21 protein-coding genes, 1 tRNA gene and 1 pseudogene are annotated in these 26,288 nt (G+C 56.2%); 10 read left to right on the forward strand and 13 right to left on the reverse strand.

The window, feature by feature from the left end:
* Positions 1–12 precede the first annotated feature (12 nt).
* The gene (locus tag BM449_RS07405) at positions 13–321 is read right to left on the reverse strand and encodes a hypothetical protein (protein WP_071800702.1); all 309 of its coding nucleotides are present in this window, start codon (positions 319–321) and stop codon (positions 13–15) included.
* Positions 321–2,279, reverse strand: coding sequence for a DNA topoisomerase (ATP-hydrolyzing) subunit B (gene gyrB / locus BM449_RS07410; protein WP_071800703.1), 1,959 nt, complete (start codon positions 2,277–2,279; stop codon positions 321–323). The genes BM449_RS07405 and gyrB overlap by 1 nt, the downstream gene beginning before the upstream one ends.
* A 302-nt stretch (positions 2,280–2,581) precedes the next feature.
* Here gyrB and miaA point away from each other — a divergent pair, with 302 nt between their 5' ends.
* From miaA to cysE, 4 genes are all read left to right on the forward strand, one after another.
* Entirely contained in the window at positions 2,582–3,481 is a 900-nt protein-coding gene (gene miaA, locus BM449_RS07415; RefSeq protein WP_071800704.1) for a tRNA (adenosine(37)-N6)-dimethylallyltransferase MiaA, read from the forward strand.
* Positions 3,482–3,599: 118 nt separating this feature from the next.
* Positions 3,600–4,256 (forward strand): translation initiation factor IF-3, encoded by a 657-nt coding sequence (gene infC, locus BM449_RS07420; RefSeq protein WP_071800705.1) that lies wholly within the window; start codon positions 3,600–3,602, stop codon positions 4,254–4,256.
* Positions 4,257–4,362: 106 nt separating this feature from the next.
* Positions 4,363–5,391: a GntR family transcriptional regulator gene (locus BM449_RS07425; protein WP_071802073.1), complete on the forward strand. Its 1,029-nt coding sequence runs from the start codon at positions 4,363–4,365 to the stop codon at positions 5,389–5,391.
* 65 nt (positions 5,392–5,456) lie between these two features.
* A complete protein-coding gene (gene cysE / locus BM449_RS07430; protein ID WP_071800706.1) occupies positions 5,457–6,248 on the forward strand; it encodes a serine O-acetyltransferase in 792 nt (263 codons plus the stop codon).
* A gap of 30 nt (positions 6,249–6,278) precedes the next feature.
* Here cysE and secA read toward each other — a convergent pair whose 3' ends face one another.
* Positions 6,279–9,119: a preprotein translocase subunit SecA gene (gene secA / locus BM449_RS07435; protein WP_071800707.1), complete on the reverse strand. Its 2,841-nt coding sequence runs from the start codon at positions 9,117–9,119 to the stop codon at positions 6,279–6,281.
* Positions 9,120–9,306: 187 nt separating this feature from the next.
* Between secA and BM449_RS07440 the strand changes: the two genes are divergently transcribed.
* Complete coding sequence (locus BM449_RS07440) at positions 9,307–9,786, forward strand: GNAT family N-acetyltransferase (RefSeq protein ID WP_071802074.1); 480 nt, start codon at positions 9,307–9,309, stop codon at positions 9,784–9,786.
* Here BM449_RS07440 and BM449_RS07445 read toward each other — a convergent pair.
* Positions 9,778–9,849: transfer RNA gene (locus BM449_RS07445), tRNA-Gly, on the reverse strand. The two genes, BM449_RS07440 and BM449_RS07445, sit on opposite strands and share 9 nt — an antisense overlap.
* Before the next feature lie 683 nt (positions 9,850–10,532).
* Between BM449_RS07445 and BM449_RS07450 the strand changes: the two genes are divergently transcribed.
* A complete protein-coding gene (locus BM449_RS07450) occupies positions 10,533–11,489 on the forward strand; it encodes a GDP-mannose 4,6-dehydratase (protein WP_071800708.1) in 957 nt (318 codons plus the stop codon).
* An 83-nt stretch (positions 11,490–11,572) separates the two neighbouring features.
* Positions 11,573–12,707: pseudogene (locus BM449_RS07455) on the forward strand (GDP-mannose 4,6-dehydratase).
* 41 nt (positions 12,708–12,748) lie between these two features.
* Here BM449_RS07455 and BM449_RS14980 read toward each other — a convergent pair.
* Positions 12,749–13,534, reverse strand: coding sequence for a glycosyltransferase (locus BM449_RS14980; protein WP_162922854.1), 786 nt, complete (start codon positions 13,532–13,534; stop codon positions 12,749–12,751).
* Between the two features lie 384 nt (positions 13,535–13,918).
* On the opposite strand from BM449_RS14980, the gene BM449_RS07465 reads away from it, so the two are divergent.
* Both BM449_RS07465 and BM449_RS07470 read left to right on the forward strand, forming a co-directional pair.
* Positions 13,919–14,818 carry a glycosyltransferase gene (locus BM449_RS07465; RefSeq protein WP_071800710.1) on the forward strand — a complete coding sequence of 300 codons (900 nt, stop codon included), beginning with the start codon at positions 13,919–13,921 and terminating at the stop codon, positions 14,816–14,818.
* Positions 14,815–15,966 carry a glycosyltransferase family 1 protein gene (locus tag BM449_RS07470; RefSeq protein ID WP_071800711.1) on the forward strand — a complete coding sequence of 384 codons (1,152 nt, stop codon included), beginning with the start codon at positions 14,815–14,817 and terminating at the stop codon, positions 15,964–15,966. The genes BM449_RS07465 and BM449_RS07470 overlap by 4 nt, the downstream gene beginning before the upstream one ends.
* A 113-nt stretch (positions 15,967–16,079) precedes the next feature.
* Here BM449_RS07470 and BM449_RS07475 read toward each other — a convergent pair whose 3' ends face one another.
* The 8 genes from BM449_RS07475 to BM449_RS07510 all read right to left on the reverse strand — a co-directional run bounded on the left by BM449_RS07475 (position 16,080) and on the right by BM449_RS07510 (position 25,775).
* Positions 16,080–19,322, reverse strand: a complete 3,243-nt coding sequence (locus BM449_RS07475) for a glycosyltransferase (protein WP_083544456.1) — start codon at positions 19,320–19,322, stop codon at positions 16,080–16,082.
* Positions 19,322–20,500: an FkbM family methyltransferase gene (locus BM449_RS07480; RefSeq protein ID WP_071800713.1), complete on the reverse strand. Its 1,179-nt coding sequence runs from the start codon at positions 20,498–20,500 to the stop codon at positions 19,322–19,324. Before BM449_RS07480 ends, BM449_RS07475 begins: the two co-directional genes overlap by 1 nt.
* On the reverse strand, positions 20,500–21,381 hold the full coding sequence (locus tag BM449_RS14985; RefSeq protein ID WP_145536872.1) for an SAM-dependent methyltransferase: 882 nt from the start codon (positions 21,379–21,381) through the stop codon (positions 20,500–20,502). Before BM449_RS14985 ends, BM449_RS07480 begins: the two co-directional genes overlap by 1 nt.
* The gene (locus BM449_RS14485) at positions 21,374–22,264 is read right to left on the reverse strand and encodes a methyltransferase domain-containing protein (RefSeq protein ID WP_083544457.1); all 891 of its coding nucleotides are present in this window, start codon (positions 22,262–22,264) and stop codon (positions 21,374–21,376) included. The genes BM449_RS14985 and BM449_RS14485 overlap by 8 nt, the downstream gene beginning before the upstream one ends.
* Before the next feature lie 41 nt (positions 22,265–22,305).
* The gene (locus BM449_RS07495; RefSeq protein WP_071800715.1) at positions 22,306–23,547 is read right to left on the reverse strand and encodes an ABC transporter ATP-binding protein; all 1,242 of its coding nucleotides are present in this window, start codon (positions 23,545–23,547) and stop codon (positions 22,306–22,308) included.
* Entirely contained in the window at positions 23,547–24,332 is a 786-nt protein-coding gene (locus tag BM449_RS07500) for an ABC transporter permease (protein ID WP_205526818.1), read from the reverse strand. Before BM449_RS07500 ends, BM449_RS07495 begins: the two co-directional genes overlap by 1 nt.
* Positions 24,333–24,636: 304 nt before the next feature.
* On the reverse strand, positions 24,637–25,155 hold the full coding sequence (locus BM449_RS07505) for an ISAs1 family transposase (protein ID WP_071799869.1): 519 nt from the start codon (positions 25,153–25,155) through the stop codon (positions 24,637–24,639).
* Positions 25,152–25,775 carry an ISAs1 family transposase gene (locus tag BM449_RS07510; protein WP_071799867.1) on the reverse strand — a complete coding sequence of 208 codons (624 nt, stop codon included), beginning with the start codon at positions 25,773–25,775 and terminating at the stop codon, positions 25,152–25,154. Before BM449_RS07510 ends, BM449_RS07505 begins: the two co-directional genes overlap by 4 nt.
* 267 nt (positions 25,776–26,042) lie before the next feature.
* Here BM449_RS07510 and BM449_RS14490 point away from each other — a divergent pair, with 267 nt between their 5' ends.
* A complete protein-coding gene (locus BM449_RS14490; protein WP_083544458.1) occupies positions 26,043–26,228 on the forward strand; it encodes a DUF6444 domain-containing protein in 186 nt (61 codons plus the stop codon).
* The last annotated feature ends 60 nt before the right edge of the window (positions 26,229–26,288 follow it).

The raw sequence follows: 26,288 nt of genomic DNA on the forward strand, positions 1-26,288 counted from the left end.
TCAGGCATGTGATCATCCGGGCAGCCAGCCGCGGCGGGGTTGGCCGACCGTGGGGCTGGAAGCTTGAACCTGCAGCCAGCGGTTGCCACCGGGTTCCCGCCAGGTGCGCAGCAGCCGCACGGGCTCGCTGCGCTGCAGTTGGGTCAGGACAGGGGCGGAGTGCTGGGGCGCGCAACGCAGCGACAGCGGCCCGGCGGCCAAGAGGGGATCTTTGCTCTGGCGCCGACGCAGCTCCGGCGAGCGGCGCTCACCGCCCCCGGCCGGCAACGCTGCTGGAGCGATCAAGGCCAGCCCCAGCACCCATGGCAGACGCCAATCCATCAGATGTCGAGCTGGGCGAAATCGAGTTCGGCGCTGTGGGCCTCGATGAACTCCCGCCGCGGGGCCACCTTGTCACCCATCAGGATTGTGAAGATGCGATCGGCTTCGGCAGCATCTTCAATCTCGACCCGCTTCATCGTTCGGGTCGTTGGATCCATGGTGGTTTCCCAGAGCTGCTTGGGCATCATTTCGCCCAGGCCCTTGAAACGCTGGATTGTGTAATTGGCCTTGCCGCCAAAACCATCGAGGGTGGTTTTGAGATCCTGCTCGTTGTAGCAATAGGTGTGATTTTTACCGCGCTCCACTTTGTAGAGAGGCGGGCAGGCGATGTAGATGTAGCCACCTTCCAGCAGAGTTTTCTGATAGCGATAGAAGAAGGTGAGTAGCAAGGTGCGGATGTGGGCGCCATCCACATCGGCGTCGGTCATGATCACGATGCGGTGATAACGCAGGGCCGATTCGTTGAACTCCTCCCCCTTGATGCCCAAGCCCAAGCCTGTGATCAGGGCCTGAATTTCGGTGTTTTTATAGATCTTGGCATCGTCGGTTTTCTCGATGTTGAGGATCTTGCCGCGCAGCGGCAGGATCGCCTGGAAGCGCCGATCCCGGCCCTGCTTGGCTGAACCACCGGCGGAGTCGCCCTCCACCAGGTAGATCTCGGATTCGGAGGGATCGCGGGAGCTGCAGTCAGCCAGTTTGCCCGGCAGGGTGGAGCTCTCCAGCACCGATTTACGCCGCACCAGCTCCCTGGCACGCCGCGCGGCCTCAGCAGCGTTGAAGGCCTGGATCGCTTTCTCCAGGATCAGGTCGATCACCTGGGGATGGAATTCCAGAAATTCAATCAGCGATTCGCCCACCACCGTGTCAACGATGCCACGAACCTCGGTGTTGCCGAGCTTGGTTTTGGTCTGGCCTTCGAATTCAGGATCCGGCACCTTCACCGAGAGCACAGCGGTGAGGCCTTCGCGGATGTTCTCGCCGGCCAGATTGGAATCGGCGTCTTTGCGTTTGCCGCGCTTTTTGGCAAAGGTGTTGAAGGTGCGGGTGAGCACCGTTTTGAGGCCCTCGATATGGGTGCCCCCATCGACGGTCCGGATGTTGTTGGCGAAGCCGAGGATGCTGTCGGAGTAGGCATCGACGCACCACTGCAGGGCGGCTTCAACCTGAACGCCGTCCTTCTCGTTGTTGACGTAGATGATGTCGGGATGGAGAGGATCCTTGCCCGCATTCATGTAGGTCACATATTCGCGAATGCCGCCTTCGTAATGATAGATCTCCTCATGGGCTTCACCCTCAGGGCTCAGGGCTGCCGCCCTTTCGTCGCGGAAGACGATCCGCACCCCGCCGTTGAGGTAGGCCAGCTCGCGCAGGCGTCCTGAGAGGGTGGCGTAGTCGAAGACGATGCCGACGGTGAAGATCTCGGTGTCGGGCTTGAAGCGCACGGCTGTGCCGGTTTTGCCGCTGCTGTCGGCTTCAGAGCGCAGTAATCCGATCGGTGTGCCCTGCTCAAAGCGCTGGCGGTGCACCTGGCCCTGGCGGCGCACGGTGACTTCCACCCATTCGCTCAGGGCGTTGACCACCGAGATGCCCACCCCGTGCAGACCGCCGGACACCTTGTAGCCGCCACTGCCGAACTTGCCGCCGGCGTGCAGCACGGTCAACACCGTTTCCAGGGCCGACTTGCCGGTGCGGGGATGGATGTCGGTGGGGATGCCGCGGCCGTTGTCGGTGACTTCCACCGAGCCGTCGTCGCAGAGGCGAACGAAGATTTCGTCGCAATGGCCCGCGAGGGCCTCATCCACAGAGTTGTCGACCACCTCATAAACGAGGTGGTGCAGACCCCTTGGCCCGGTGGTGCCGATGTACATGCCCGGGCGCTTGCGCACCGGTTCCAGCCCTTCAAGGACCTGGATCTGCTCGGCGCCGTAGGCGTGCTCGATTCTGGAGGGATCGGTCATGGTCAGATGCTCAGCGGCTGGCGCCGGTCGGTGGAAACGGCCCTAGCCCCAGCGGCGATGGCCAGATCTGCGCCAGCCCCATCGGCGAGATTCATCTGAATTGGGAACGCTGAGATTGGAAAGCGAGGTTCTGAGGGCTTCAAGAGACGCTCAAAGCCCAATCAAGAGGTTGACTTTATCACCCTGGGCCCTGAGAGGCTCCCAGGGGGCTCTGAGAGCCTGTTCGGGTATGGAGACCAACCATGCCTGGACTGTCTCCTGCTCCAGTCCCCTGTTTTCGCCTCCGCCCAGCGGCCGACCCGATGGCTCCCCAACCCCTGCCCGTGATCGTTCTGCTCGGCCCCACGGCCGCCGGCAAGACCGACCTGGCGATCGAGATCGCCGGCGCCCTCGACCTGGCTGTTCTGTCGGTGGATTCCCGCCAGCTCTATGCCGGCATGGACATCGGCACCGCCAAGCCCACAGCGCTGCAGCGGGCCCGGGTACGCCATGAGCTGCTCGAACTGCGCTCACCGGATCGGCCGATCAACCTCCACGACTTCCGCCAGGCCGCAGACGCCAGCATCGCCGCCGAGGGGGAGCGTCGGGGTATGGCCTTCCTGGTGGGCGGAAGCGGCCTCTACCTCCAGGCCCTGATCCAGGGACTCGAGCCCCCGGCCGTGCCACCCCAGCCGGCCCTGCGTGACCAGCTGGGGCGCCTGGGTCAGGCCAGCTGCCACCAACTGCTTGCCCAGGCCGACCCGATCGCCGCCGCCCGGATTGCCGCTGCCGATTCGGTGCGCACCGTGCGCGCCCTGGAGGTGCTCTATGCCACCGGCCGCCCCCTCACGGGCCAGCGCAAACGCAATCCGCCTCCCTGGCGCGTGCTCGAACTCGGCCTCGATCCACCTGACCTGCCAAGCCGCATCGCCGCGCGCAGCCGCCAGTTGTTCAGCGGCGGCCTGCTCGAGGAAACCGCCGCACTGATTGGTCGCTACGGCGAGGCTTTGCCGCTGCTCGACACGATCGGCTATCGGGAAGCCAGGCAGACCCTGGCCGGCGAGCTCAGCGAAGCCGAGGCCATCGCTCTTACCGAGCGGCGCACCCGCCAGTACGCCAAACGCCAGCGCACCTGGTTCCGCCGCCAGCACCAGCCCCTCTGGCTCGAAGGCCAGGATCTGCTGGGACAGGCCTTAAGGGCGGTCAAGAGCGGCCTAGAGTGAAGGTCTGGGTGTTTCCAGGGATTGATCTGTCGATCAGGCTCTCGGAAAGTTCAAGCTCTTGCCTCCCGCCCAGACGTCCTAAGAGCGGCACCTCCGCTCCGTCCCCTCGCTTCTTTGAATGCCACCTCGTCCCCGTTTTGATCGCCGCGCTCCTGTGCGGGAGCTCCCCAACATCAACGACCGCATCAGTTACCCCCAGTTGCGGGTGGTCGATGCCGACGGCAGCCAGCTCGGGGTGATCACCAGGGAAGCGGCCCTGGAGGTGGCCAAGGATCGGGATCTGGATCTGGTGCTGGTCAGCGAGAAGGCCGATCCGCCGGTCTGCCGGATCATGGACTACGGCAAGTTCAAATTCGAGCAGGAGAAAAAGGCCAAGGAAGCCAAGAAAAAATCTCACCAGACGGAAGTCAAGGAGGTGAAGATGCGCTACAAGATCGACTCCCACGACTACCAGGTGCGCATCAGCCAGGCCGTCCGCTTCCTCAAGGACGGTGACAAGGTCAAGTGCACGGTGATCTTCCGTGGTCGGGAAATCCAGCACACAGCCTTGGCTGAAGTGCTGTTGTATCGCATGGCCAAAGACCTCGAAGAGAGCGCTGAGATCCAGCAGGATCCGAAGCGGGAAGGCCGCAACATGAGCATGTTCCTCACCCCGCGCAAAACTCCACTCACCAAGGAGAAGGATGCTGCTGCCCTGGCAGCCAAGGCGGTGCGCACCATTCCCTCACCGGTGCGTCAGATCACCACGGCCGACCACGCCCCTGCCGAGGCCTGAGCAGCGCTCCTGGCCCCAACCGGCACAGCCCCGTATGCCAAAGGGGGAATTGTCACCGGGACAGAAGCTCCGTAGGGTGGCGGCAAAGCTGCAGGTTCCCACCGGCGTGCGATTCCACATCCAGCAGGAAAGCGACATCCCGGCGTCGACCCAGCTGTACAACCAGATCTGTTTCGCCATCGCGGCGCGCCACTACCCGCCCGGCCACCGGCTGCCCAGCACCCGCCAGCTGGCGATGCAGACCGGCCTGCACCGCAACACAATCAGCAAGGTCTACCGCCAACTCGAAAATGACGGCGTTGTAGAGGCCATGGCTGGTTCCGGCATTTATGTGCGCGACCAGCAGAAGCCCCGCGAGCTCAAGGTGCCGCCGGGGCTGCGCAATCGCCTCCGCCCCGACATTGACCGGGAAGTGCGGCAGTCGGTCGACGGGCTGCTTAATGCCGGTTGCACCCTGCAGCAAGCCCGCGAGCTGATCACCCGCGAGATCGACTGGCGCCTGCGCTGCGGCGCCCGGGTGCTGGTCTCCACACCCCGGGAGGACATCGGCGCCTCCCTGCTGATCGCTGAGGAGCTGGAGCCTGTTCTGGAGGTGCCGGTGGAAGTGGTGCCGCTCGAGGAGCTCGAAGCGGTGCTCGAAACCTCCAGCAACGGCACCGTGGTGACCAGCCGCTACTTCCTGCAGACCGTCGAAGAGCTGGCCCATCGCTATGGGGTGCGGGCGGTGGCCGTCGACCTCAATGATTTCCGCCACGAGCTCGACCTGCTCAAGGAACTGCGCACCGGCAGCTGCGTGGGGCTGGTGAGCATCAGCCCCGGCATCCTGCGGGCGGCCGAGGTGATTCTGCACAGCATGCGCGGCAACGATCTGCTGGTGATGACCGCCAACCCGGATGTCGGCAGCCGCCTGCTGGCGCTGCTGCGTGCCGCCAGCCATGTGCTCTGCGACAGGCCCAGTTTGCCGCTGGTTGAGCAGACCCTGCGCCAGAATCGGTCCCAGCTGATGCGCCTGCCCCAGGTGCACTGTGCCCAGAGCTACCTGGGGGCTGCCACCATCGACCTGCTGCGTAAGGAGATCGGCCTGACCTCCCCGCCCGACGGCCTCCTGGATCGGGAGTCAGCCCAGGCCGGCTGAGCTGCCTCGCCCCCCTCCCAGCAGGCCTTCCCCGTTCTTCTCCCGTCCACCTTTCCCCGTCTGCCTTGGGTTCCTCGTTCCGGCAACTCCTGAGCACCGTGGCCGCCGATCTCCGGATCATCCGCGAGCGCGACCCTGCCGCCCGTGGCAACCTGGAGATCCTGCTCTGCTATCCGGGATTCCACGCCCTGGTGCTGCATCGGTTCAGCCACCGGCTCTGGCGCTGCCAGATTCCTCTGCTGCCGCGGCTGCTCTCCCAGCTGGCCCGCAGCCTCACCGGCGTGGAGATCCACCCCGGCGCCAGGATCGGCTCCGGGGTGTTCATCGACCACGGCATGGGCGTGGTGATCGGCGAAACCTCCGAGATCGGCAACCGCTGCCTCCTCTACCAGGGCGTGACCCTGGGCGGCACCGGCAAGGTGCACGGCAAGCGTCACCCCACCCTGGGGGAGAACGTGGTGGTGGGCGCCGGCGCCAACGTGCTCGGGGCGATCAGCGTTGGATCGAACACCCGCATCGGCGCTGGATCGGTGGTGCTGCATGACGTTCAACCCGACAGCACCGTGGTGGGCATCCCTGGCCGGGTGGTGCATCAATCGGGGGTGCGCATCGACCCCCTGGCCCACTCCCAGCTGCCGGATGCGGAAGCCAGGGTGATTCGCAATCTGATGGAGCGCATCGACGCGCTCGAAGGCGACCTCAGCCGTCTGCAGCACTGTCTGCGCGAGGTGGCCGCCGGGCGTCCGCTGCAGGAAGCCTGCGGCGGCACCTCCCAGAACCTCAAGGATCGCGAAATCATCCAGTTCCTCGGCGAGGATGCTGCCAGTGATTCCGCCGCCACCAGCACCAGCAACTGAGCGGGGCGGGGGCCGCTGGGCGGCTCGGCTTCAGCCGGTGGCCACGGCCGGGCTGTTTTCCATGCGGGGCTGGAACATGAACATTGAATAGATCACATTGCGGCGCATCGAAGTCATCATGTCGAGGAACATGTCGTAGCCCTCGTTCTTGTATTCGATCAGGGGATCTTTCTGGCCGTAGCCGCGCAGCCCCACCGATTCACGCAGGGCGTCCATGGCCTGGAGATGCTCGCGCCAGAGGGTGTCGATCTGCTGGAGGATAAAGAAACGCTCGGCCTCGCGCATCAAGTTGGGACGGGATTGATCCACCTGGCTTTCCTTGAGGTCATAGGCATTGCGCAACTGCTCGCGCAGGAAGGCCTTGAGCTCCTCCATCGACAGGCCCTGCAACTGCTCAGGCGTGAGATCGGCCAGCAGATAAACGAATTCCTGCACCTTCGAGACCAGCCGGGCCAGATCCCACTCCTCCGAGGGCAGGTCGGGGTTGACGTAGGCCTCGACGACGTCGTCCATGGTGCGCTCCCCGTAGCCGATCACCTGCAGCTTCAGCTCCCGGCCCTCCAGAACACGGCGGCGTTCGGCATACACGGCACGCCGCTGGTTGTTCATCACTTCGTCGTACTCGAACACCTGCTTGCGGATGTCGTAGTAGTAGGTTTCGACCTTTTTCTGTGCTCCCTCGAGCGAGCGGGTGAGCATGCCCGATTCGATCGGCATGTCCTCTTCCACCCGGAAGGCATTCATCAGACCGGCCACCCGATCCCCACCGAAGATGCGCAGGAGGTTGTCTTCCAGCGAGAGGAAGAAGCGGGTGCTGCCCGGGTCCCCCTGGCGGCCGGCGCGGCCACGCAGCTGGTTGTCCACCCGTCGCGATTCATGGCGTTCGGTGCCGATCACGTGCAGGCCGCCGGCCTGCCGCACCCGTTCCTCCTCCTCTTGGACCACGCCATCGTATTCGGCCCGCACCCGGGTGATCAGCTGGCGCAGGCTCTGGATCTGGGCGTCGTCGGTGGGGGCCTTCTCGGCCGCCTGGGCGATGCGGTCTTCGAGTTCAAGCACCGAGAGGGCCCGATCGCCCCAGGCCTTGACCAGTTCCCTTGCCAGCTCCACCAGGGATTGTTCGGTGGCGTCGGTGAGGGCGCAGGGGTAGAGGGCGCCGATGGCGCGGGCCTCGCTGGGGGCATGGGCCAGGCCGGAGGGGCTGCTGCCGAAGCCACCGCCGGCAGCCTCCCGCGGCAGTGGAACGGGGGGACGGTGGCCCTCCTCCGGACGCACCAGGCGGGGCAGCAGCACCTCGCGCAGTTTGAGGCGGGCCATGTAATCGCTGTTGCCACCGAGGATGATGTCGGTGCCGCGTCCAGCCATGTTGGTGGCGATCGTGACGGCCCCGGCCCGGCCGGCCTGGGCGATGATCTCAGCCTCCCGCTCCACGTTCTCCGGCTTGGCGTTCAACAGGTTGTGGGGGATGCCCTGTTCGGCAAGAAGGGCACTGAGCAATTCTGATTTCTCCACGCTGGTGGTTCCCACCAGCGCCGGCCGATCGGCCCGGTGGATGCCAGCGGTTTCGGCGGCCACGGCGCGCCATTTGGCGGCCTCGTTCTTGTACACCTGATCCACCAGATCCAGGCGTGAACGGGTGCGGTTGGTGGGTACAACGGTCACTTCGAGCTTGTAAGTTTTCTCGAATTCCACTTCTTCGGTCTTGGCGGTGCCGGTCATGCCAGCCAGACGCGGATAGAGCAGGAAGAAATTCTGATAGGTGATGCTGGCAAGAGTCTGCGTTTCCGGTTGAATCGCCAGGTTTTCCTTGGCTTCAATCGCCTGGTGTTGGCCGTCGCTCCAACGGCGACCAGGCATTACCCGACCAGTGAACTCATCGACGATCACGGCATCCTCGCCGCGCACGATGTAGTTCACATCCTTGATGAACAGGGATTTGGCCTTGAGGGCGTTGGTGATGTAGTGGGCCCAGGGATCTGCAGGATCGAACAGATCCTGAACATTTAGCAGCTCTTCTGCCTTCGCGTAGCCCTCGTCGGTGAGCGTCACGTTGCGCTGTTTTTCATCTACCTCGTAATCACCTTCGGGGTCGATCCCGTCTTTGGAGGTTCCTTCGGCCCGCAGTAGCTGATCGGCGATCTCGGCAGCCCGTCGATACTTTTCCTGGGGCCTCTCGATCTGGCCTGAAATGATCAAGGGTGTGCGCGCTTCATCCACCAGAATGGAGTCGACCTCATCGATGATGCAGTAATTGAAGCTTCGTTGTACTACCTCTTCGATGTCGTTGGACATGTTGTCGCGCAGATAGTCGAAGCCCAGCTCACTGTTGGTGGCATAGGTGATGTCACAGCCGTAGTTGCGCCGTCGCTCGGACGGGGGCATGTCCTGTTGGATCAGCCCCACCGAGAGGCCAAGGAAGCGATGCACCTGGCCCATCCACTCGGCATCGCGGCGGGCCAGGTAGTCGTTCACGGTCACCACGTGCACCCCGGCGCCGGTGAGGGCGTTGAGGTAGGCCGGCAGGGTGGCCACCAGGGTTTTGCCTTCGCCGGTCTTCATTTCGGCGATCTGGCCTTCGTGCAGCACCATGCCGCCGATCAGCTGCACGTCGAAGTGGCGCATGCCCAGCACCCGCTTGCCGGCTTCGCGCACCACCGCAAAGGCTTCCGGCAGCAACTCATCAAGCAGCTGGCGCTGCCTGGCCGGGGATTCCGCCTTCGCCAGCATCTCCTTGAAGCTGGCAGTCTTGCCACGCAGCTGGTCGTCGCTGTATGGGGCGATCTCCTCCTCCAGCAGGTTGATGTCCGACACCAGGGGCTGAAAGCGCTTCAGCTTGCGGGCATTGGGATCACCCAGCAGGAATTTGAGCATTGCAGCGGCCACCTTATTGGCTTCAGCTTATCACCGCTGAACCTCTGAACGTTTGCAAGAAGCAAGGCAGGGCAAGGGGTTTGGCCTCACCAGCGTCCGCTAATGACGGCTCAAGGCAGGGTCTGCCGGCAGATTGGAAAGGGGCTGGCCGGTGAAGCTTGAGGATGGCAGCCGGCCCTGGAACGCCATGCCTGCCCGCCCACCCTCTGCTGAAGCTGTGTCTGGCCCTGCGGCCATCAGGCTGATCGCCCACGGACCGCTGAAGCTGCGGCTGCTTTGGCGTCTTGGCGCCCTGCAGCAGTTTCTCGATGCCCACAGCTTCTGGGCCTGCGGCCGCAGCCGCCACGACCTGCGCCGCATGCTGGGGGGCAGCAGCGCCGTGGTGAGTGCCTGGCGGGAGGGCGAATTGCTCGGCTTTGGCAGAGCCACCAGCGATGGGGTGTTCCGAGCTGTGCTCTGGGACGTGGTGGTGGCCGAGGCAAGCCAGGGTCAGGGGCTGGGCCGCAGCATCGTCGAGGAGTTGCTGCACGCACCGGCGATCAAGCGGGCCGAGCGGATCTACCTGATGACGACCCAGGGAGCTGGCTTCTACGAGCGACTCGGTTTCAGCTACGGCCACGCCCAAACCTTGCTGGTGCGCGACCGATTGGCTGATTCAAGCGGATGAAGAGATTCGAACTCTCGACTTTCTCCTTGGCAAGGAGATGCTCTACCACTGAGCTACATCCGCGATTCGACGCTTCCGCCGAATCAAGAGCATGCCCTAAAGGGTGCCCCCCAGTCAAATCAGAGGAGCTGGTGCCGTCGCTGGGGTCGTCTAAGTTCAAGTCCATGACACCGCGTTTCGTCCAGAGCCTCTGGAACAATCGGGAACTCTGGTGGACCCTGGCAACAGGGCGGATTCAGAGTCTCAGCAACGATTGGCTTCTGGCTGTTTCCGTACCATTGCCAGCAGTTAATTGATGTCGTGGGACACGAACTGCAAGCCGGCCTGGATCTGTTGAAAGCCGGCCAGCCTCAGCAGGTTGAGCGCTGCTGTTCAAAAAATCGCCAAGGCACCCGCCTTAGTGGTGCACATCAGAATTAGGGACGAACTAGCTCATCACTTCGAAAGACCTCCTTGCGTCTTCGCTTCCACTTCTATTGCCCCATATTCAGGAACCAGGGCTCGAAAGCAATTGCTCTAAATGGCTAAGCAATTAAATAGCACCAGTCAGATGCTGGCTCCTGCTACTCTGGACCTGGAAAACACCACTCTGAAACCATATGATACCACTCAGGGACTAGAAAACGCTAATCTGAAACTACAAAATGCCAGTCATGAGCTGAATCAAAGTAATTCCAGCAAAAGCTGCAGATTTATTCATTAAGTTGGGGAAACCACTCTATTCCTCGAATTCTAATACATAACAAATGAGCAACACAGCACTCATCGCCGGCATCACCGGCCAAGACGGGGCATATTTGGCTCGCCATCTACTTGAGTCGGGTTACCGGGTAGTGGGCAGTAGTCGCGATGCCCAAAGTAGTGATACCAGTCGTCTGCGCAGGCTCGGCGCCGATCAAGACATTGAGCTCATCTCCTTGGCCCCCAACGATTTCCGAAGCGTGCTTAAGGCACTGTCATCTATCGAGCCAACTGAGGTATATAACCTTGCCGGGCAAACGAGTGTGGGGCTCTCGTTTGAGCAGCCTGTTGAATGCATGGAGTCAATCGCCAGTGGTACGTTAAATTTTTTAGAGGTGCTGCGCTACCTTGACGCACCAACACGTCTCTTCAGTGCTGGCAGCTCGGAGTGCTTCGGTGATACCCAGCAGAAACCGGCAAATGAGACAACTGCCTTCCATCCCAGAAGCCCCTATGCCGTCGCCAAAAGCACAGCCTTCTGGCAGGTGGCAAACTATCGTGAGGCCTATGGTATTTTCTGCTGCACGGGTATTCTTGCCAACCACGAATCACCGCTCAGGCCTTCACGCTTTGTGACCCAGAAGATCATTGAAGGAGTACGAAGCATCAAGCGGGGAGATAGCCATGAGTTAAGACTCGGCAATCTCGACATTTGGCGCGACTGGGGTTGGGCGCCTGAGTATGTGCTGGCCATGCACCAGATGCTCCAGGCCCCAGAGCCCAAGGACTACTTAATTGCATCGGGTGTTACCACATCACTGCGTGAGTTTGTACGCCTGGCCTTTGTTGCTGCTGGGCTGGACGTAGAAACCTACCTGATCAGCGACGCCACCTTCCTGCGGCCAAGTGATCTTAGATACTCTGCCATGGATCCTAGCCTCATCGCCGCCGATCTCGGCTGGAAGGCTCAGGTGTCACCGGCTGAGATCGTCCAACGAATGTACGAAGAGAGACTCATCTAACACAGAAAACTACGTTCTGGATCCCTGCGTTTTGGTGACCTTCACTTCTCCAATCAACCTTTAACTTCTATGGCCAAAACGCATTGATCACTGGAATTACCGGTCAAGAGGGTTCCTGTCTTGCGGAACTACTGCACTAGAAGAGTTGTGAGGTACAGGGGCATCCAGCGACGCGCCAGCAGCTTCAACACCAACCGCCTCGACCACCTCTATCAGGACCCTCATGAACGCAATCCACATCTGAACCTGCACTATGGCGATCTCACGGATAGTACCAACTTGATCCGCATCATCCAAAAGGTGCAGCCCGCATAAATCTATACTCAAGGTGCTCAAAGTCACGTGGCTGTGAACTATGAAACTACTGAATACACAGCCAATTCCGACGCTCTGTGAACCCTTCGCCTCCTCGAAGCCGTGGCGGATCCCCTTGGGCTCACCAGCAAGGCTCGCATTTATCGGTCCTCTACAAGTGTGTTGTATGGCTTGCTGTAGAAAATATACAAGAAGGAGAGAGCTATCTTCTTTCCCTGCAGCCACTATGGTGTTGCCATCCTTTATGCCTGCTGGATCGGGGTCGATTACTGTAAAGCCTATTAAATGCATGCTTACACTGGCACTCTGTTCAGCCATGAATCACCACAGTGGGGCGAAATCTTCGTAGCCCGCAAGATCACACGAGGCCTTGCCCGCATTGATGGCGGGCTTGACGATTGCATCTTCATGGACAACCTCGACTCGCTTCGCGATTGGGGCCATCCACGTGATTATGTGGAGATGCAGTGGCTGATGTTGCAGCAGGAGGGGCTACCGGAGAATTTCGTGATCGCCACAGGCCGTCAGGAAAGTGTAACGCGGTTCATTGAACTCACCGCCAAGCACCTGGGATGGAATGGTATCACTTGGAGCGGTGAAGGCCTCAGCGAGATCGGCTCTCCAGTTGACAATGGAACACCCATCGTAAGGATTGATCCCCGCTACTTCCGTCCAGCGGAAGTGGAAACGCTCCTGGGTGATCCCACCCGAGCCAAGGAAAGACTGGGCTGGACGCCCACCACCACACTGGAAGAGCTGGTGGCAGAAATGGTCGCCTGCGACAAGGAAGAAGCTGCGAAGGAATCCATTCTAAGGCGGGAGGGATTTGACGTTGTGGGATCAATGGAAAACCCCACGACGAAACCCTTGTCATTAACAACAAAGCAAACAGCTGAGTCCTGAAACCGTGTCTTCTGTGGCCTGCCTTCTGCCAAGAAGGCACATCAGAGATGTGAGCCAAAACGGGCGTAGGCCTCAAGATGTTGCCGCACTAAACGATCCATTTCGTAATGGCGGCGAAGACGCGTGTAGTCCTCAGACCCGAGGCGATGGCTGGGGCGCTGCTGATCCACAGCTTCACCACTCCCGAGCCAGTCCGCCCATGCCTGAGCATTGAGAGGCGACAAAAAGGTCACGAAACCCTGACCAACCTCCCGATGCACTTCAAGATCGGAAGCTACAACCGGCGTGTCACAAGCCAAGGCCTCAATCAGGGGTAGGGAGAAGCCCTCGGCAAGCGAGGGAACCAGCACCGCCTCAGCATGGCGATAGAGCCAGGCGAGCATCGGGTCAGTCACCGAAAGCTGGAGAACGGCATGCTGGAGAGCGTGGTTGGCGATGCACTGATGCTCTTGAGGGGTCCAAGAACCGCCACCTGCGAAGACAAGGAGCGGAAGATCACAGCCTGCCGAGCAACCACGATGCAATATCGCCAGTGCTCGCATCAAGGTCTGACCATTCTTGTAGGCGTGGCGTTTACCCACCATCAGCCAGAAGCGCCGATCCACAAGCCCATCCACCTGCTGGGGGGGGATCTGATCCATGGCCGTAGCCAGATGAATCACATGGACAGGGGTACGAATACGCGGGTAAAAGAAATTGAGGTCATCAACAGATGCTGCACTGATGCTGATGATCAAATCAGAGGCAGCAAGCCAGCCTGGCTTGTTTGCATGGGGGGAGCGCAGAGCTGGAAGAAAGAAGTGTTCAGGATGTCGCTCTGGGGTCATGTCAAACAGGGAGCTCACAAGACGCTGCTCGCTGTGTAGCCGGTAGGGGCGGCCGCCATAGAAGGTGGCATGAACCACATCAGCCCGACGCCATGATGACGGGTTCAGCCAACATCTGGGTGGCCTTGAGGCACGGCTCACGCATACACCAGCCTGCAGAAGCTCAGCGGCAAGAGAATCGAAATAACGGCTGATACCACCTCGGCTCTGACGCCGAAAGATCTGAGCGTCAAAACCAATGTGCAGAGAATCCACAGATTGAACGCCGGTTGGAAAGGATAAGGAATAAAACGCTTGGGATGAAACAAGCGCGGATTGCCTAACAATCGACCTGGAACCATGATCGCTATGGCAGGCTGTGATCAGCTTACAAGCTCCCAGCCTATGGCCAAAGCCCCTGAAGGCATGGACTGTGAGGTATCTGATCAGACTGACACAGAGGCCGCTGGCCATCCACAACCGTTGATCACGGTCATTACACCCTGCCTGAATGCGATTGCCACCATTGCCGAAAACCTCCTGAGCGTCCTGGCGGCCCGTGAAGCTCTGAAACGAGATGGATGGCTTCTGGAACATCTCATCATTGATGGTGGCTCTGACGACGGCACGACCGAACTGGTGGCTGAGTATGCGGACAGATATTCATTCTGCCGGTGGATCGCCAACATCCGAGGCGGCCCCTATGCGGCCATGAATGCAGGGCTGGAGCAGGCCAGCGGCCACTACACCCACGTGCTTAATTCCGACGATCTGCTGCTGGATTCAGCTGGCTATGCCGCGTTCTTACAGGAGGGGCACAGGAAGGGGGCCAAGGTACTGATCACTTCCATCGGCTACTTCCGGAGACCCGATCGTCAGCTCAAAAGCCTATGGCTCGTGAATCCTGTGCCGATGAACACAAGCGAATGGAAACAGCAGCTCTTACGAGGGCTGCATTACCCACATCCGGGCTTTATTGCAGAGACAGAACTATACAGAGATGAAGCCTTTGACGAAAAGTACAGCCTATCGGCAGACTACAAACTGATGCAGAAACTTCTGCTGGGGCCCGCACGACCAGAAACAACGCTGCTTTACACCCAACCGCTCGTGGCGATGGCGGAGGGAGGAGCAACAGGCAGCTGGAGAGCCATCCTCAAGGGCTGGAAGCAACTGACGGCCATCAATCAAGAACTGGGGATCCAGGCATCGAGCGCGAAGCGCTATTGGAAAAAAGCACGACGTAGGTTACTGCCCCTGGCTGAAAAGATCATGATCGAAAAGCTGGAAGGCTGTGAGCGATGAGTGGATTAAAGGTCGCCTTTGATGTGAGTCAAACGGGTGGGCGCAAGGCTGGATGCGGATACTATGCGGCCTCTCTGATTGAGGGTCTGCTGACCTCAGACGTGACCAATGAGTTCACATTGCTGACCAGCTTCGGTGACTTCTTCCATGACCCCACACTGGCTTTTGCCCTGCCCCATCTCGGCCAGGGTATTCGCTATGGGCCACGTCTTCTGCGCCGAAAAGATGCAGAAATCTTTTGGCGCGACCATGACAGGGGTGGTCACTTTCTGGAGCAATTTGACGTCGTTCATGCCAACAACTTCTGGTGCCCTCCCTGGCCGATGCCAGGAGCACTCATCTACACGCTCTATGACATGAGCTTTCTCGACCACCCCGAATGGACAACCGAAAAGAACCGACGGGGCTGCCTTGAGGGCGTTGAACGGGCCGTCACGCTGGCCGACAAATTCGTGGCCATTTCCGAAGCAACCAAGCAGTCCTTTCTCAAGCACTTCCCACAGATCACACCAGAGAAAGTGCATGTGATTTATCCAGCCTCTCGCTTTGGTCAACCTGGCTTCAATGCAGCACCAAAAAGACCAAGACAGGAGATCTTCAACATCGGAAACCCTTTCTTCCTATCAATAGGAACCATTGAGCCAAGGAAGAATCAGACCTTCCTCCTGGACGTTTACCATCAATATCGGCACCGAGGTGGAGAAGCGACTCCTCTTGTACTGGCTGGCAAGAAAGGATGGCTAATGGATGACTTTGAAGAAAAGATTGTGGCATCACCCTGGGCTAGCGACATTTTCATATTGGGCTACGTGAGCGATGGTGAGTTGGCTTGGCTTTACCAGCACTGTCTTGTCAATCTCTACCCCAGTCACTATGAAGGGTTTGGTTTGCCCGTTCTGGAGGGAATGGCCTTTGGAGCTTGCACGCTCTGTTCTAACAGTACGTCCATGCCAGAAATAGTAGGAGATGCAGGGATCCTGCTCCCGCCAGATGATTTGGAGAGGTGGGTTCACGCTCTGGAATCGGTGGTGTCTGAAACCGAAAAGCGCATCAGCCTTAAGGAAGAAGCTCTAAAACGCTCAACCAGCTTCCAATGGGAACAAAGTATTATGCAGACTTTGAGTCTATACGAAAAAGCAACAAGGTGATATCCTCCTCAAGCCCAAGTGTAGATGACCAAGACTCAACGGATGGCCAAGAATATCTAGGGACTCCTAAAAAAGGAGCGTCTACCTACCTACCATGTAACCTTCCAGAAAGGTTAGCTAGAAAATGGGACAGGCTTTGTTGATGTCCGAAAGGGAAAAGACTCCTCGCATTGAAGGAGCATAGTAAGAAGCCGCTTTGAGCAGGAAGACAAGTCCAACTCCACGGCTACAGAGGTGTCGTCAGATGCAAGATCAATATATTCGATCATAAGCGTATGAGACTGGATACTTTTTCTGCCCTTAATCCAGTCAAGCAGCCCATCCGCTACTTTTCTAGAAATGCATATCGCGCCATAGTCTTTAACAACTACCTCAAGCCAATTCGCGAAGCTATCGGCCAAAGGAGGAGGGCAGTGATAATAATGCTCAACCAAGAGCAGATCATGGATAAAAAACTTCACCTTCAAGCCCCGGCAGCGAAGATACTGATAATAATCCGCATAATTAGACTGAAATTCAGGGCGTAGATCCATAGCAAAGAAAATATCGCCTGATGCGAAGTCTATAGGATCATCATTCAACCCCTCATTCTGCACATCAAGGAAAGTAGTAGTGAATTTACGAGCATATCTGTATGACTGATCCAATGTGGCGTAAACAGGTTCAATGCGCCAGCCGACAGGAGGATTTAACAACCACTCTCTCAATATGTACCTAACGTCTTGCGCAATCCCGGTAACTACTTGGTTGTTGATCAGGCCTGAGACATCTACGAGTAACTGCATTTGCGCCTGCGGTGGCGGGAATGTCAAGGCAATCGCTTGAGCAATCGACAATAAATCATCATCAGATGGCTCTTCGGAAGAAAGTGCCGCAATAGAGGGAATCAAGGTTTTAGGCATGAATCGTCTAGTAGAATAAAAATGCTCAACTGCATTCATATAGCGCTCAGCACATCGTAAAGGATCATGCGTTGTACGTATTTCGTTCAAGGCATTAGTACCAAGTTGTTGGCGCTTTTCGCAATCACGCCAAAGAGCCTCCAAAGCTTCAATAAGATCTTGGTCTGTAAAATCATCTGGCAACATCAAAACATTATCGTTGGCCAAGTCGGCCATGCTGCCATTGGCATTAACGATCGTGGGGTGGCCATAGTTCATGCAGTCAAGAACGGCTGCCGAAGTTTCACCACGCGTGAGTGATCGCAACTGAATCGTCAAGTCTGCAGCAGCCAGATATAGACGATAAACCTCCTGCTCTAACCAGCCAGTGATGCAGACTCTTGAACCGCCGGGGTGGCGAGTGATGGATGAGAGAAGTTGTGATCCGTAGTCACCAGGTAAGCATTCACCGACAAACATTAAGCGACAACTACTTGCCTCCGCCAGATCAGAACTTTGCCATGCTTGCAACAAGCGGTGGTTGAGCTTTGTGGGTGCAATGATCCCGAAGGAGCAAACCACAAAATCAGTAGGAGACAATCCGAGCGCAATACGCGCTTCAGGCTTATCAAATTGCAATACGGGCGCACGCAGAAGTGGAATCACCGTCAAACTATGCTCGTCAAGCCCATACCACTTCTCGGCGAGTTTGAGCGCATGATCTGAGTGAACAACTGTGCCCAAGCCATCTTCAATCACCTCCCTACTACAAGGATACTTCAATACTACTTCTGTAGCATCCTTGCATTGGGCTTTGTCAACAAGGCCAAGGTATCCGTGAGAACGATAAATGCTTCGATTAAAGTAGCCAAAAGCATATCCATGCATATCTATATGATGAAGTATGCCAGAAAGAAAAAAGTCATGTAACACAACAACACCTGGAACCACTTTCAGCAATCCGAACATGTGTTCATGAAATGTGGAGTTACCAAAGTGGTAAAGAACACGGTCAAAACGGTCAGCGTTGGCGACAAACCATTCAAGAGTGCGGATTGGGCAGTTGGCCATTATCCAAGGATCCGTAACATTCGCTTGAGCAACTACAACTTCAATCTCGTAATATTTCGACAATGCAGGCAGCAATGCGGCGCTGTAGTCGGAAATTCCCGAGCGCTCCGGCGGAAGTGGAGAAAGATAAGCAAGGAGAGGCCGAGTAAGATCGCTAATATTAAGCTTTTGTTCTGCATCGCGCTCGGCATATTTACGTTCCATTGCAGATATTGAACGCCGTGCGCTTTCGTTCCACGAAAATCTTGCCGCCTGTTGAGTGCCATGCGAGATAAGATGCTCGCGGAATGCAGCATCGGCAAGAGCACGTTCCATTGCGTTAGCTATGGCAAAATCGGAATATGGATCAAACACGGCTTCTGATAGATCAACAACTTCCGGCAGGCTTGATGTATTCGCTGCAATCACCGGTGCCCCGCAGCGCATGGCCTCCAGTGCAGGCAAACCAAAACCTTCATGCAATGATGGAAAAACAAATAATGCACACAAGTTGTAGAGAGATATCAGATCTTGTTCAGGGACGAAGCCGGTCAGGATAAGTTCATCTGCTCCGAGCCCTTGTTCCATCGCCAGTTTCACCAGAAGGCGTCGGCTCTCCGGTTGCACTGAACACACTATGGCCAATTGATGGTTTGTTCTCAGTTGAGTTTCCAGCCGAGCAAATGCGCGAATAAGGCCTTCTATGTTTTTGCGATGATCAATACCGCCGGTATACATCACAAATTTGCGAGTAAGGCCATACTTTATCCGTAAACTTTTCTGAGCATCAGGAGATATCGTAATTTTCTTGAAGCAACTGTCCGCGTCTGATGAAATATTTATGCAGCGCTCAGACGGCAGGTCTAGATGATGACAGCCTTCTTGTCGGGAAGACTCAGAGATCGCTAACCATAAATCAGCTCGACGCAGATATTGGGCCTTCTCAAAGTACCAGCCCTTGACTAGCGGATTATTCAGATACGATTTTGAATGTATGAGCGGGATAAGGTCGTATAGGATAACCACATATATAATGTCTGTCGAAAAGTGCTTGATGCTGGTCACAGCATCGTCAACCAACCCTTCGAAGAGGCTACTGACAAGAACTATATCTGGTTTAAGGCTTACGAGAAAAGCCTCTCGGATCAGCTCACTGGCTTGACACCGCCAATAGTTGGCAGCATCCTTTCTAGCCGTAGACCTAGGAGAATTCCAGATACGAATACATTCCGGTTGTAATAAACTTACGAAATGAGCGCGCACACGAGCAATAGAGTCTGGGAATGCGCCATTCAATACAAGAATAACTTCATGAGATCCGCGGTTGCTAACGATCGCAGAGGCAAGTGACATTGTATAGCGTCCAATCCCACGATTCCATGAGCCTGTAGATTGAGCGCCTTGCATATCGATAACGATCCGCATCAGCGTTGCCCTTCCTGATGAACTTTAATCGCGCCCTTTAGATCAGCATAGATCTGTCTAGCTCGAGGGCTTAACTGGTTAAGATCCTCAGGCGCTTTAGGTAAAAAATGCTGGAATCCAACAGGGTGAACTTGCCAAGCGAAATACAACTCTCCCAATTTGTTAGCAGCGCCAAGCCTTGAGGCCGAAGTGATGACGGCGCGTTTTAGACGTGGGTGATTATTGACAACCCGGATCGCCCGGAACAGCATACGTTTAGAAACCTCCTTCACCTTTACCTGAACACGAAGTCTCCTCATTCTGTGAATGAAGTCCATCGACCAACGCAGTGGCTTGGTTAGGTGCCAAGAGGTGCTTGCAAGAACAGCAGCAAGTTGAGCATGGTATTGATCTGCAGTGGCTAGAACTCGCAGGGCTTTGCTCTCAGCTTGCTGGGCTTTGTTCTCGGCTTGCTGGACTTTGTTCTCGACAAACCTGCAGAAAGGGTGCGAGGCACTCCCACTCAAGACAAAACCATCAAATACATTTGGCGGAGAACTAAATGAACTCACAAGTTCAAAATGTCTATGGGAAACATAGAAACGATTCAACCCATCGAAATATACAAACTTATAGCCCTTGCGTAGGAGTAGTTGCTCCCACTCGTTATAGCTTTTGTCTTGCGTCAAAGGGCGAGTACTCTCTATCACTAACACCCAAGGGAGCATCAACTCGCTCTGCCAACTCTCCAAAACAGGCCCCTCCGACTCTTCGACATCAATCTTCATCCAATGAATATCCTGAACACCAATACGGTCAAACAACATGTCAAGTGATATCACTGGGACCAATGTTTCATGATACCGAAAGCCTTCTTCTTGGTGCCTCAGAGCGAGATCAGTGACGGCGGTAGAAAGACCGGTGTCTGCAAACTCATAGAATTTTAAGGTGCCCGATTGGTTGCCAATAGCCACCTGCATTACAATTTCATCTGGGCGAGCCAGCTTTAAAAGCTCTGAGTATTGCTGCGTCGGCTCGACATTTACACCCCGCCAGCCATGCTCATAAAATGCAAGGCTTACAGAATCAACAAGCGGGTCTTGCGCACCGATATCAACATAAAATCCCTTCTCGACATGCTTAAGCGCACGCCAAAGCATAACGTCCTCAAAGTTCTGAGCATATGAAGTAATACCCATTAGATTTCTTTTCGAATGATGATCAGCATAGAGGTACTGACATACTCGCCAATCATCAGCTTTACATGCTGACGACCATGGGTATAGTAAGGAGGGTAATCAAACGCAATATCATGTTGTTCCGATCCTGCATCAAAATCCAGTGCCTCGATAGCACAGCCAAGCTTTCGTAAGCGATAATCAAAAGCTTCAATATCTCCCTTGCGATAAATCACGCTTTCACCCACTTCAATGGTATCCTGGTTTGAAGATACGTTAAACTCTGTAGTGTGGACTGCTATCCCACCGGGCTTAAGGCAGTCCAAAGAATTTATCAGAAATTGCAAGCCAGCTTCCAAGCTGCCTAAGTGTTCGAAAGAGCAGGAGCTCCAACTGAAATCATACATCTCACTTGGAATACGACTCAGATCGCGCATGTCGATGTTTTGATAACTTACTCTGGCATCAAAGTCGCAAAAACTGAGAATGCCGGGCCAATGAATACTAGCGAGTGAGTCTCCAAGCTGGCCTGTTTCCTCCCAGCTGGAATCATCAGTTTCGCCATGAAAATCTGACGCGATCAATTGAACACCGCGTTCAGCAAAGAGTGAGGCCAATGGCTCCATTCCTACCACAAAACCAATGCCTTTATGATCCGGAACCAGCAGGCCGCGTTCTTCCAGCACTTGTGCAATAGCACACCATTCCCAGAGTTTTCGGTGCATCGTCTTCTCGTTATTCATACCGTCCCATACAACGCCCCAAATGGCTTTCCTCTCGAGCTCTAGTAGCGGGGCTCCTTTGGCAATACGTTGCCTCCAGATCTGGTACCAAGAGGATGCGAAATGTTCTTGCCGGCATAACATAGAACGAATAACAGGTAAACTAAATTGCTTAGGCATGACACTCGCCCTGTCGCGACGACTTCATGACACGACAGATAAAGTCTCCATCGACAATATCCTCCACAAGCTGTAGATTAGCCAGTTGCATCAAGAGATCTTTTGATTTTCCGGTGAAGAAGTGCAAGTGAAACCTCGTGTACTCATAGAGGTATTCAAAACATGGTGTTGCGTGTGCCATGCTCCCCCCTTCATGTAGCAAGCGTTCCATTCGTTGCAACTCCTGAACAGGATGCCTAAAGTGCTCCAAGACATTGTTCGAAAAGATTCCGTCAAAGCGCATAAGTTGTAATTGCTCTGAAGAGCAAACACACCAATCTTGAGCTAAGCTGTGAGTGGCAGAGATATGAGGCTCATAGGCATAGACAATCCATCCTTGAGCTCGTAATTCCTGAACAGTGCGGGACCAACCACCTGCCCCATAATTCAGATAAACACCGCGTTTGTCTGGATTGAGTGCAAAAAACGCCCGTAGCTCACGCTCAGTCGAGTCTCCTTCTTGATAGACTTGATAATGCCATTCATAGTCCTCGGCGAGTCCAGCCTCAGTTAAAGCAAACATCTTGTCTGGCCCATAGATTACTTCGCATGCAGGGCAAATATGTCTCAGTAAATCACCACCACCAAAGATACAGTGAGACCTTAGTTTGCTAAATTGGTTGTCTGACGCCTTAAATCCGCATAACGGACAGCCTCTTGTTGACGTCTCCTCTAAGTTCTTCCTGAAAACGAAATCAACAATACTCCACTTGGCAGCTATCTGACTGCGTAGGAGCGTGCTCTGGATTTCCTTCAACAACGCATCAACACCGGCTAAGCCTAGCGAATTGGATGTCTCGCCAACAGGCAAGTTTCTGATAGCACTACGTGGCGCAATTACCATGCCAGTAGGGCCTAATATGTTATTAATTACTTGTAGAAGACTCACGGGTGCTCCACTTGCTGTGAATGAACAACAAATCGTGCATCTAGCCAAGTACACCCTGCAAAAAGGGGTTTTCCAACATTAATGACACTAAAGTGCAATGCTTGCTCACGCCATTCATGGTTGTCAACAAAGTGTGTGCCTGAACTGGTAAGCGCCGTGTGAATAGAGTAAGTACCAGGTCCAAGAAGCATTAAAAAGCTGATTTCGAAGTAAACGATGCCATCGGGTGATATGCTTTCAACAGCTTGACCTTGTAAATCAGTATTGGTTCCGTAGATCATTAGCCCGAGTCTGTCTTTGATACCAAAGCCTAGAACTAAGCGCTCATTGTATTGCCGAACCTGCACTGCAATGCGAAGTAAGACCGGCTGTCCGACGCGAACTACGTCAACTCGCAAGCCCTCACTGTCGAACAATGCAATATCCGTAACTTCAGCCTTGCCGGTCCCCGAAATGATTTGTATCTTGTTATCTTTCCCAGCCTGCTGGGAAATTTTGGCGGCTGACTCAACGCTGAGCAGCAAGGCATTATAGTAATCCATGACTTCTTCCGGCTCCCCTTCCCTGACCAATCTACCAGAATTGAGTAGTATAGCTCGGTCACAAATAGCCTGAATAGCTCCTTTATCGTGACTGACAAGTAACAAGGTCGTGCCCCGCTCACGGAACTCACGAATGCGGGCAAAACTCTTATGTTGGAAATAGGCATCTCCCACTGACAGCGCTTCGTCGACGATCAACACATCAGGGCGATGGGCTGTGGCGACACTGAAGGCCAAGCGCATTTGCATACCGCTGGAGTAAACGCGCACCGGCTGGTCGATGTAGTCTCCGATTTCGGCAAAGGCCTCAATTTCCGGCATCAGATGGGCGATCTCATCGACCCCGTAGCCAAGGAGCTGGCCCGCCATGAAGGCATTCTGACGGCCGGTGAAATCGGGATGGAAGCCCATGCCGAGCTCAAGCATCGCCGCAACACGACCGGTAATGTGCACTCCGCCAGTGGTGGGCTGGGTGGTACCAGTGATCATCTTGAGCAGGGTGCTTTTCCCCGCGCCGTTGATGCCGATGATCCCCACCGCCTCGCCGGGATTCACTGTGAAGTCAATGTCTTGCAACACCCAGTGCAGGTGGTGGCGACGCTGATGGAATGGACTGATCCACTCGGCCAGCCGAGCCCAGCGGCTGGGATACTTCTTGTAGGCCTTGCCTAGATGGGAAACTGTGATCGTGCCCATTACAGTTCATCCACCATTTCACCCGAGTGTCTGCGGAACAGGCGTAAGCCGACAGCACACAGTGCAAACGCGCATATCGTCATATAGGTCAGGCTGCTCCAAGCCGGCCATGTTCCCCTCACCAACACACCCTGAACCGCGCCAATGAAGGCGGCCAATGGATTGAACGCCATCAATGACTGCGTCCACGGCGGCAAGATGGTGGGAGAATAAACGATCGGCGTCAGCCAGAACCAGAACGTGACAATGATACCGAAGGCCTGGCCGACATCCCGGAAAAAGACGTTGAGCACCCCCAGCACCATGCCCAAGCCTGTCGAAAAAGCGACCAGCAGAACCAGCAGCGGAAACAATGCCAAGTAGGCCGAACCAGGAAAACTGCCGCTGATTAACAGAAAAACGGTGAACAACGAAAAAATAATGGTAAAATTTAGCAAAGCATTAGCAACCACCACGGCTGGTAAGCAGATGCGCGGAAATCTCAGCTTCTTCAGAAGATTCGCATGTTCGATGAACATCGTTTGCGACCGGCTCGTGATCTCGGCAAACAAGCCCCAGGAGAGAACGCCGGCGCAAAGGAAGATGCTATAGCCAAATGTATTGTCAACTCCTGGGAGCCTGGTACGCATGATTTGAGCAAAAATCACAGTATAAACAAGGATCGTGGCCAAAGGATTGACCACGTTCCACGCAAAGCCAAAGATCGAATTCTTGTATTTGCTCTCAAACTCTCGCTTCACACTGCTGGAGATGAATCCGCGGTAGGCCCAGAGTTCCCGGATCAATCGCATCAGTCAAAAACCTCCGATAGCACATGGGTAGATGATGGTCGCAAGACGTCTCATTGTTACGAAGGAACGAATGCAGTGCTTGAGTGCAAACTAATTTAAGCAAAAGGGCGAGCGGTACTAACATTCTCCATAGGAAGCAGTATCGACAATCTAGGTCATTGGATTGTCTTGATCCACACACCCTTAATCATACAATAACTCCCTTGGCCCCGGGCGTCACAAAGAAGCATCCTTGTGAATCGAAAGGCCTTGATGCTCGGTCTGATCGGAACGAGCCCAGGGCTGATTGAAAGTCTGATCAAGTCGCCCATCCTGGCCTGATCCCAGCCATTGTGAGCAGCTTGGCGATGTCGTGGGCCACCTCAGCCAGCCCAGCTCTCACCGAGTAGTGGCCGTGCAGCCCGAGCAGGTTGAGGGCCAGGGTCCTCAGCGTGGCCAGCACGGCAGCGCCGGGGCCGCCATAACGGTGTTCATCTTCATGGAGCTGGGTATCGCGGATCCAGTGCCAGCTTTCAATGCACCAGCGGTCCCTCACCAGTTGCAGCAGGGCTTTTGGCGTGGTGCGCAGGCTGGTGAGAAAAAGGTGCCGCTGGAGGGAGGGCTTGCCATGACGCTTGCCACTGACGACAAGTTCAACAATCCAGCTACTGCCGGGCCAGGCCTCGTTGATGAAGTCAGGAGCCTGTTTGGCCCTGAGTATCCAGGTGGTGTCGCGTCCATGGCTGCGTTCAGAAACCATTGCTGTGAGAGGGATCTTGCGGGAGTAGAGGAACTGCTCGCCGATCTGGCGATGCAGGGTCCTTTGGTTTGCTTTCACTGTGAGGAGGAAGTCGGCCCCCTGCTCCGTGAGCTGCCGAAAAACGGTTTCTGGGTATGAAGCGCGTCGGCCTGGATCAAGACGCCGTCGAGATCCATCGTGGCCAACAGCTCCCGCAGTACGGCACGCTCGTGAGATTCACGGGTGTCGTAGGTGGCCTGGGCAATGGCCACACCCAGGGTCTTGGAGTAGAGCGTCACCTGAGAAATGAACGCACCGCCGCCACCGTCGGTCTGGACAATCGAGCCGCGGAGTGTCTTGCCGTCGCACACGAGCTGATCAAGACCCATCGCACCACCTGGGATCTGGGCGAGCATCCACCCCTGCAGCTGCCGGCAGATCTCGGCCACATCAACCTGCAGGAACAGATAGCGGAAGGTGGAATCAGTGGGTGGCCGCCTGAGCTCAAGACCCAACGCCTGGTTCAGCGCAGCGTGATGGCGGAGGGCAAAGCGCTCCAGATCCCGCAGGCTCTGGCAGCCACTCAAGATCCCGAGGACCGCCACCAGGAGCAGAAACCACTGGGGGAAGCGCACCCCACGACGCATCCGTCCCTCTGGGATCGCCTGCAGAAAGCTGATCAGGTCGGCAGAGGCATTAGCAGGAGAGGGTTCTGGCAAAGAAGGGATCCATTCCCGCCGACCAAACCCAATGCTCGCAGCAACGCCAAGCTCGCTTGTGACAGACTTTCAATCAGCCCTGGGAACGAGCCAGAATAGATTCAACTCAATTACAATTAGCAGTAAGTAGGGCTGTAGCCATTCAGTGGTCGTGACAGCGAACATCGCTACGGCTGACCCTGACGGCGGCCTGATTGCCGGTTGTGTCTCATGTAGAGACTGCCTGAGACGAGAGCCCCTCCTGCCGGGATTTCAGAAGCGGACTGGTTGGCATGGCCGGCCAGTGCCCGTTTTCTGATCCTGCATCAACAGCAGGAGATTCAAGTGCTGCGCCAAGAGAACGAACAGCTCCGAGCTGAACTCACCGCCCTGGCGACGGAACTGGCCAGCCTGCGCGACCGGATCGGGCGAACGTCTCGCAACTCTTCCAAACCACCCTCCAGCGACGGGTAGGGTTTTAAGCCGTCTGAACGCCGTAAAGGCAGTGGCCGCAAGCGGGCTGGCCAGCCGGGC

The organism is Synechococcus sp. SynAce01, assembly GCF_001885215.1.
Classification (GTDB): domain Bacteria; phylum Cyanobacteriota; class Cyanobacteriia; order PCC-6307; family Cyanobiaceae; genus Regnicoccus; species Regnicoccus frigidus.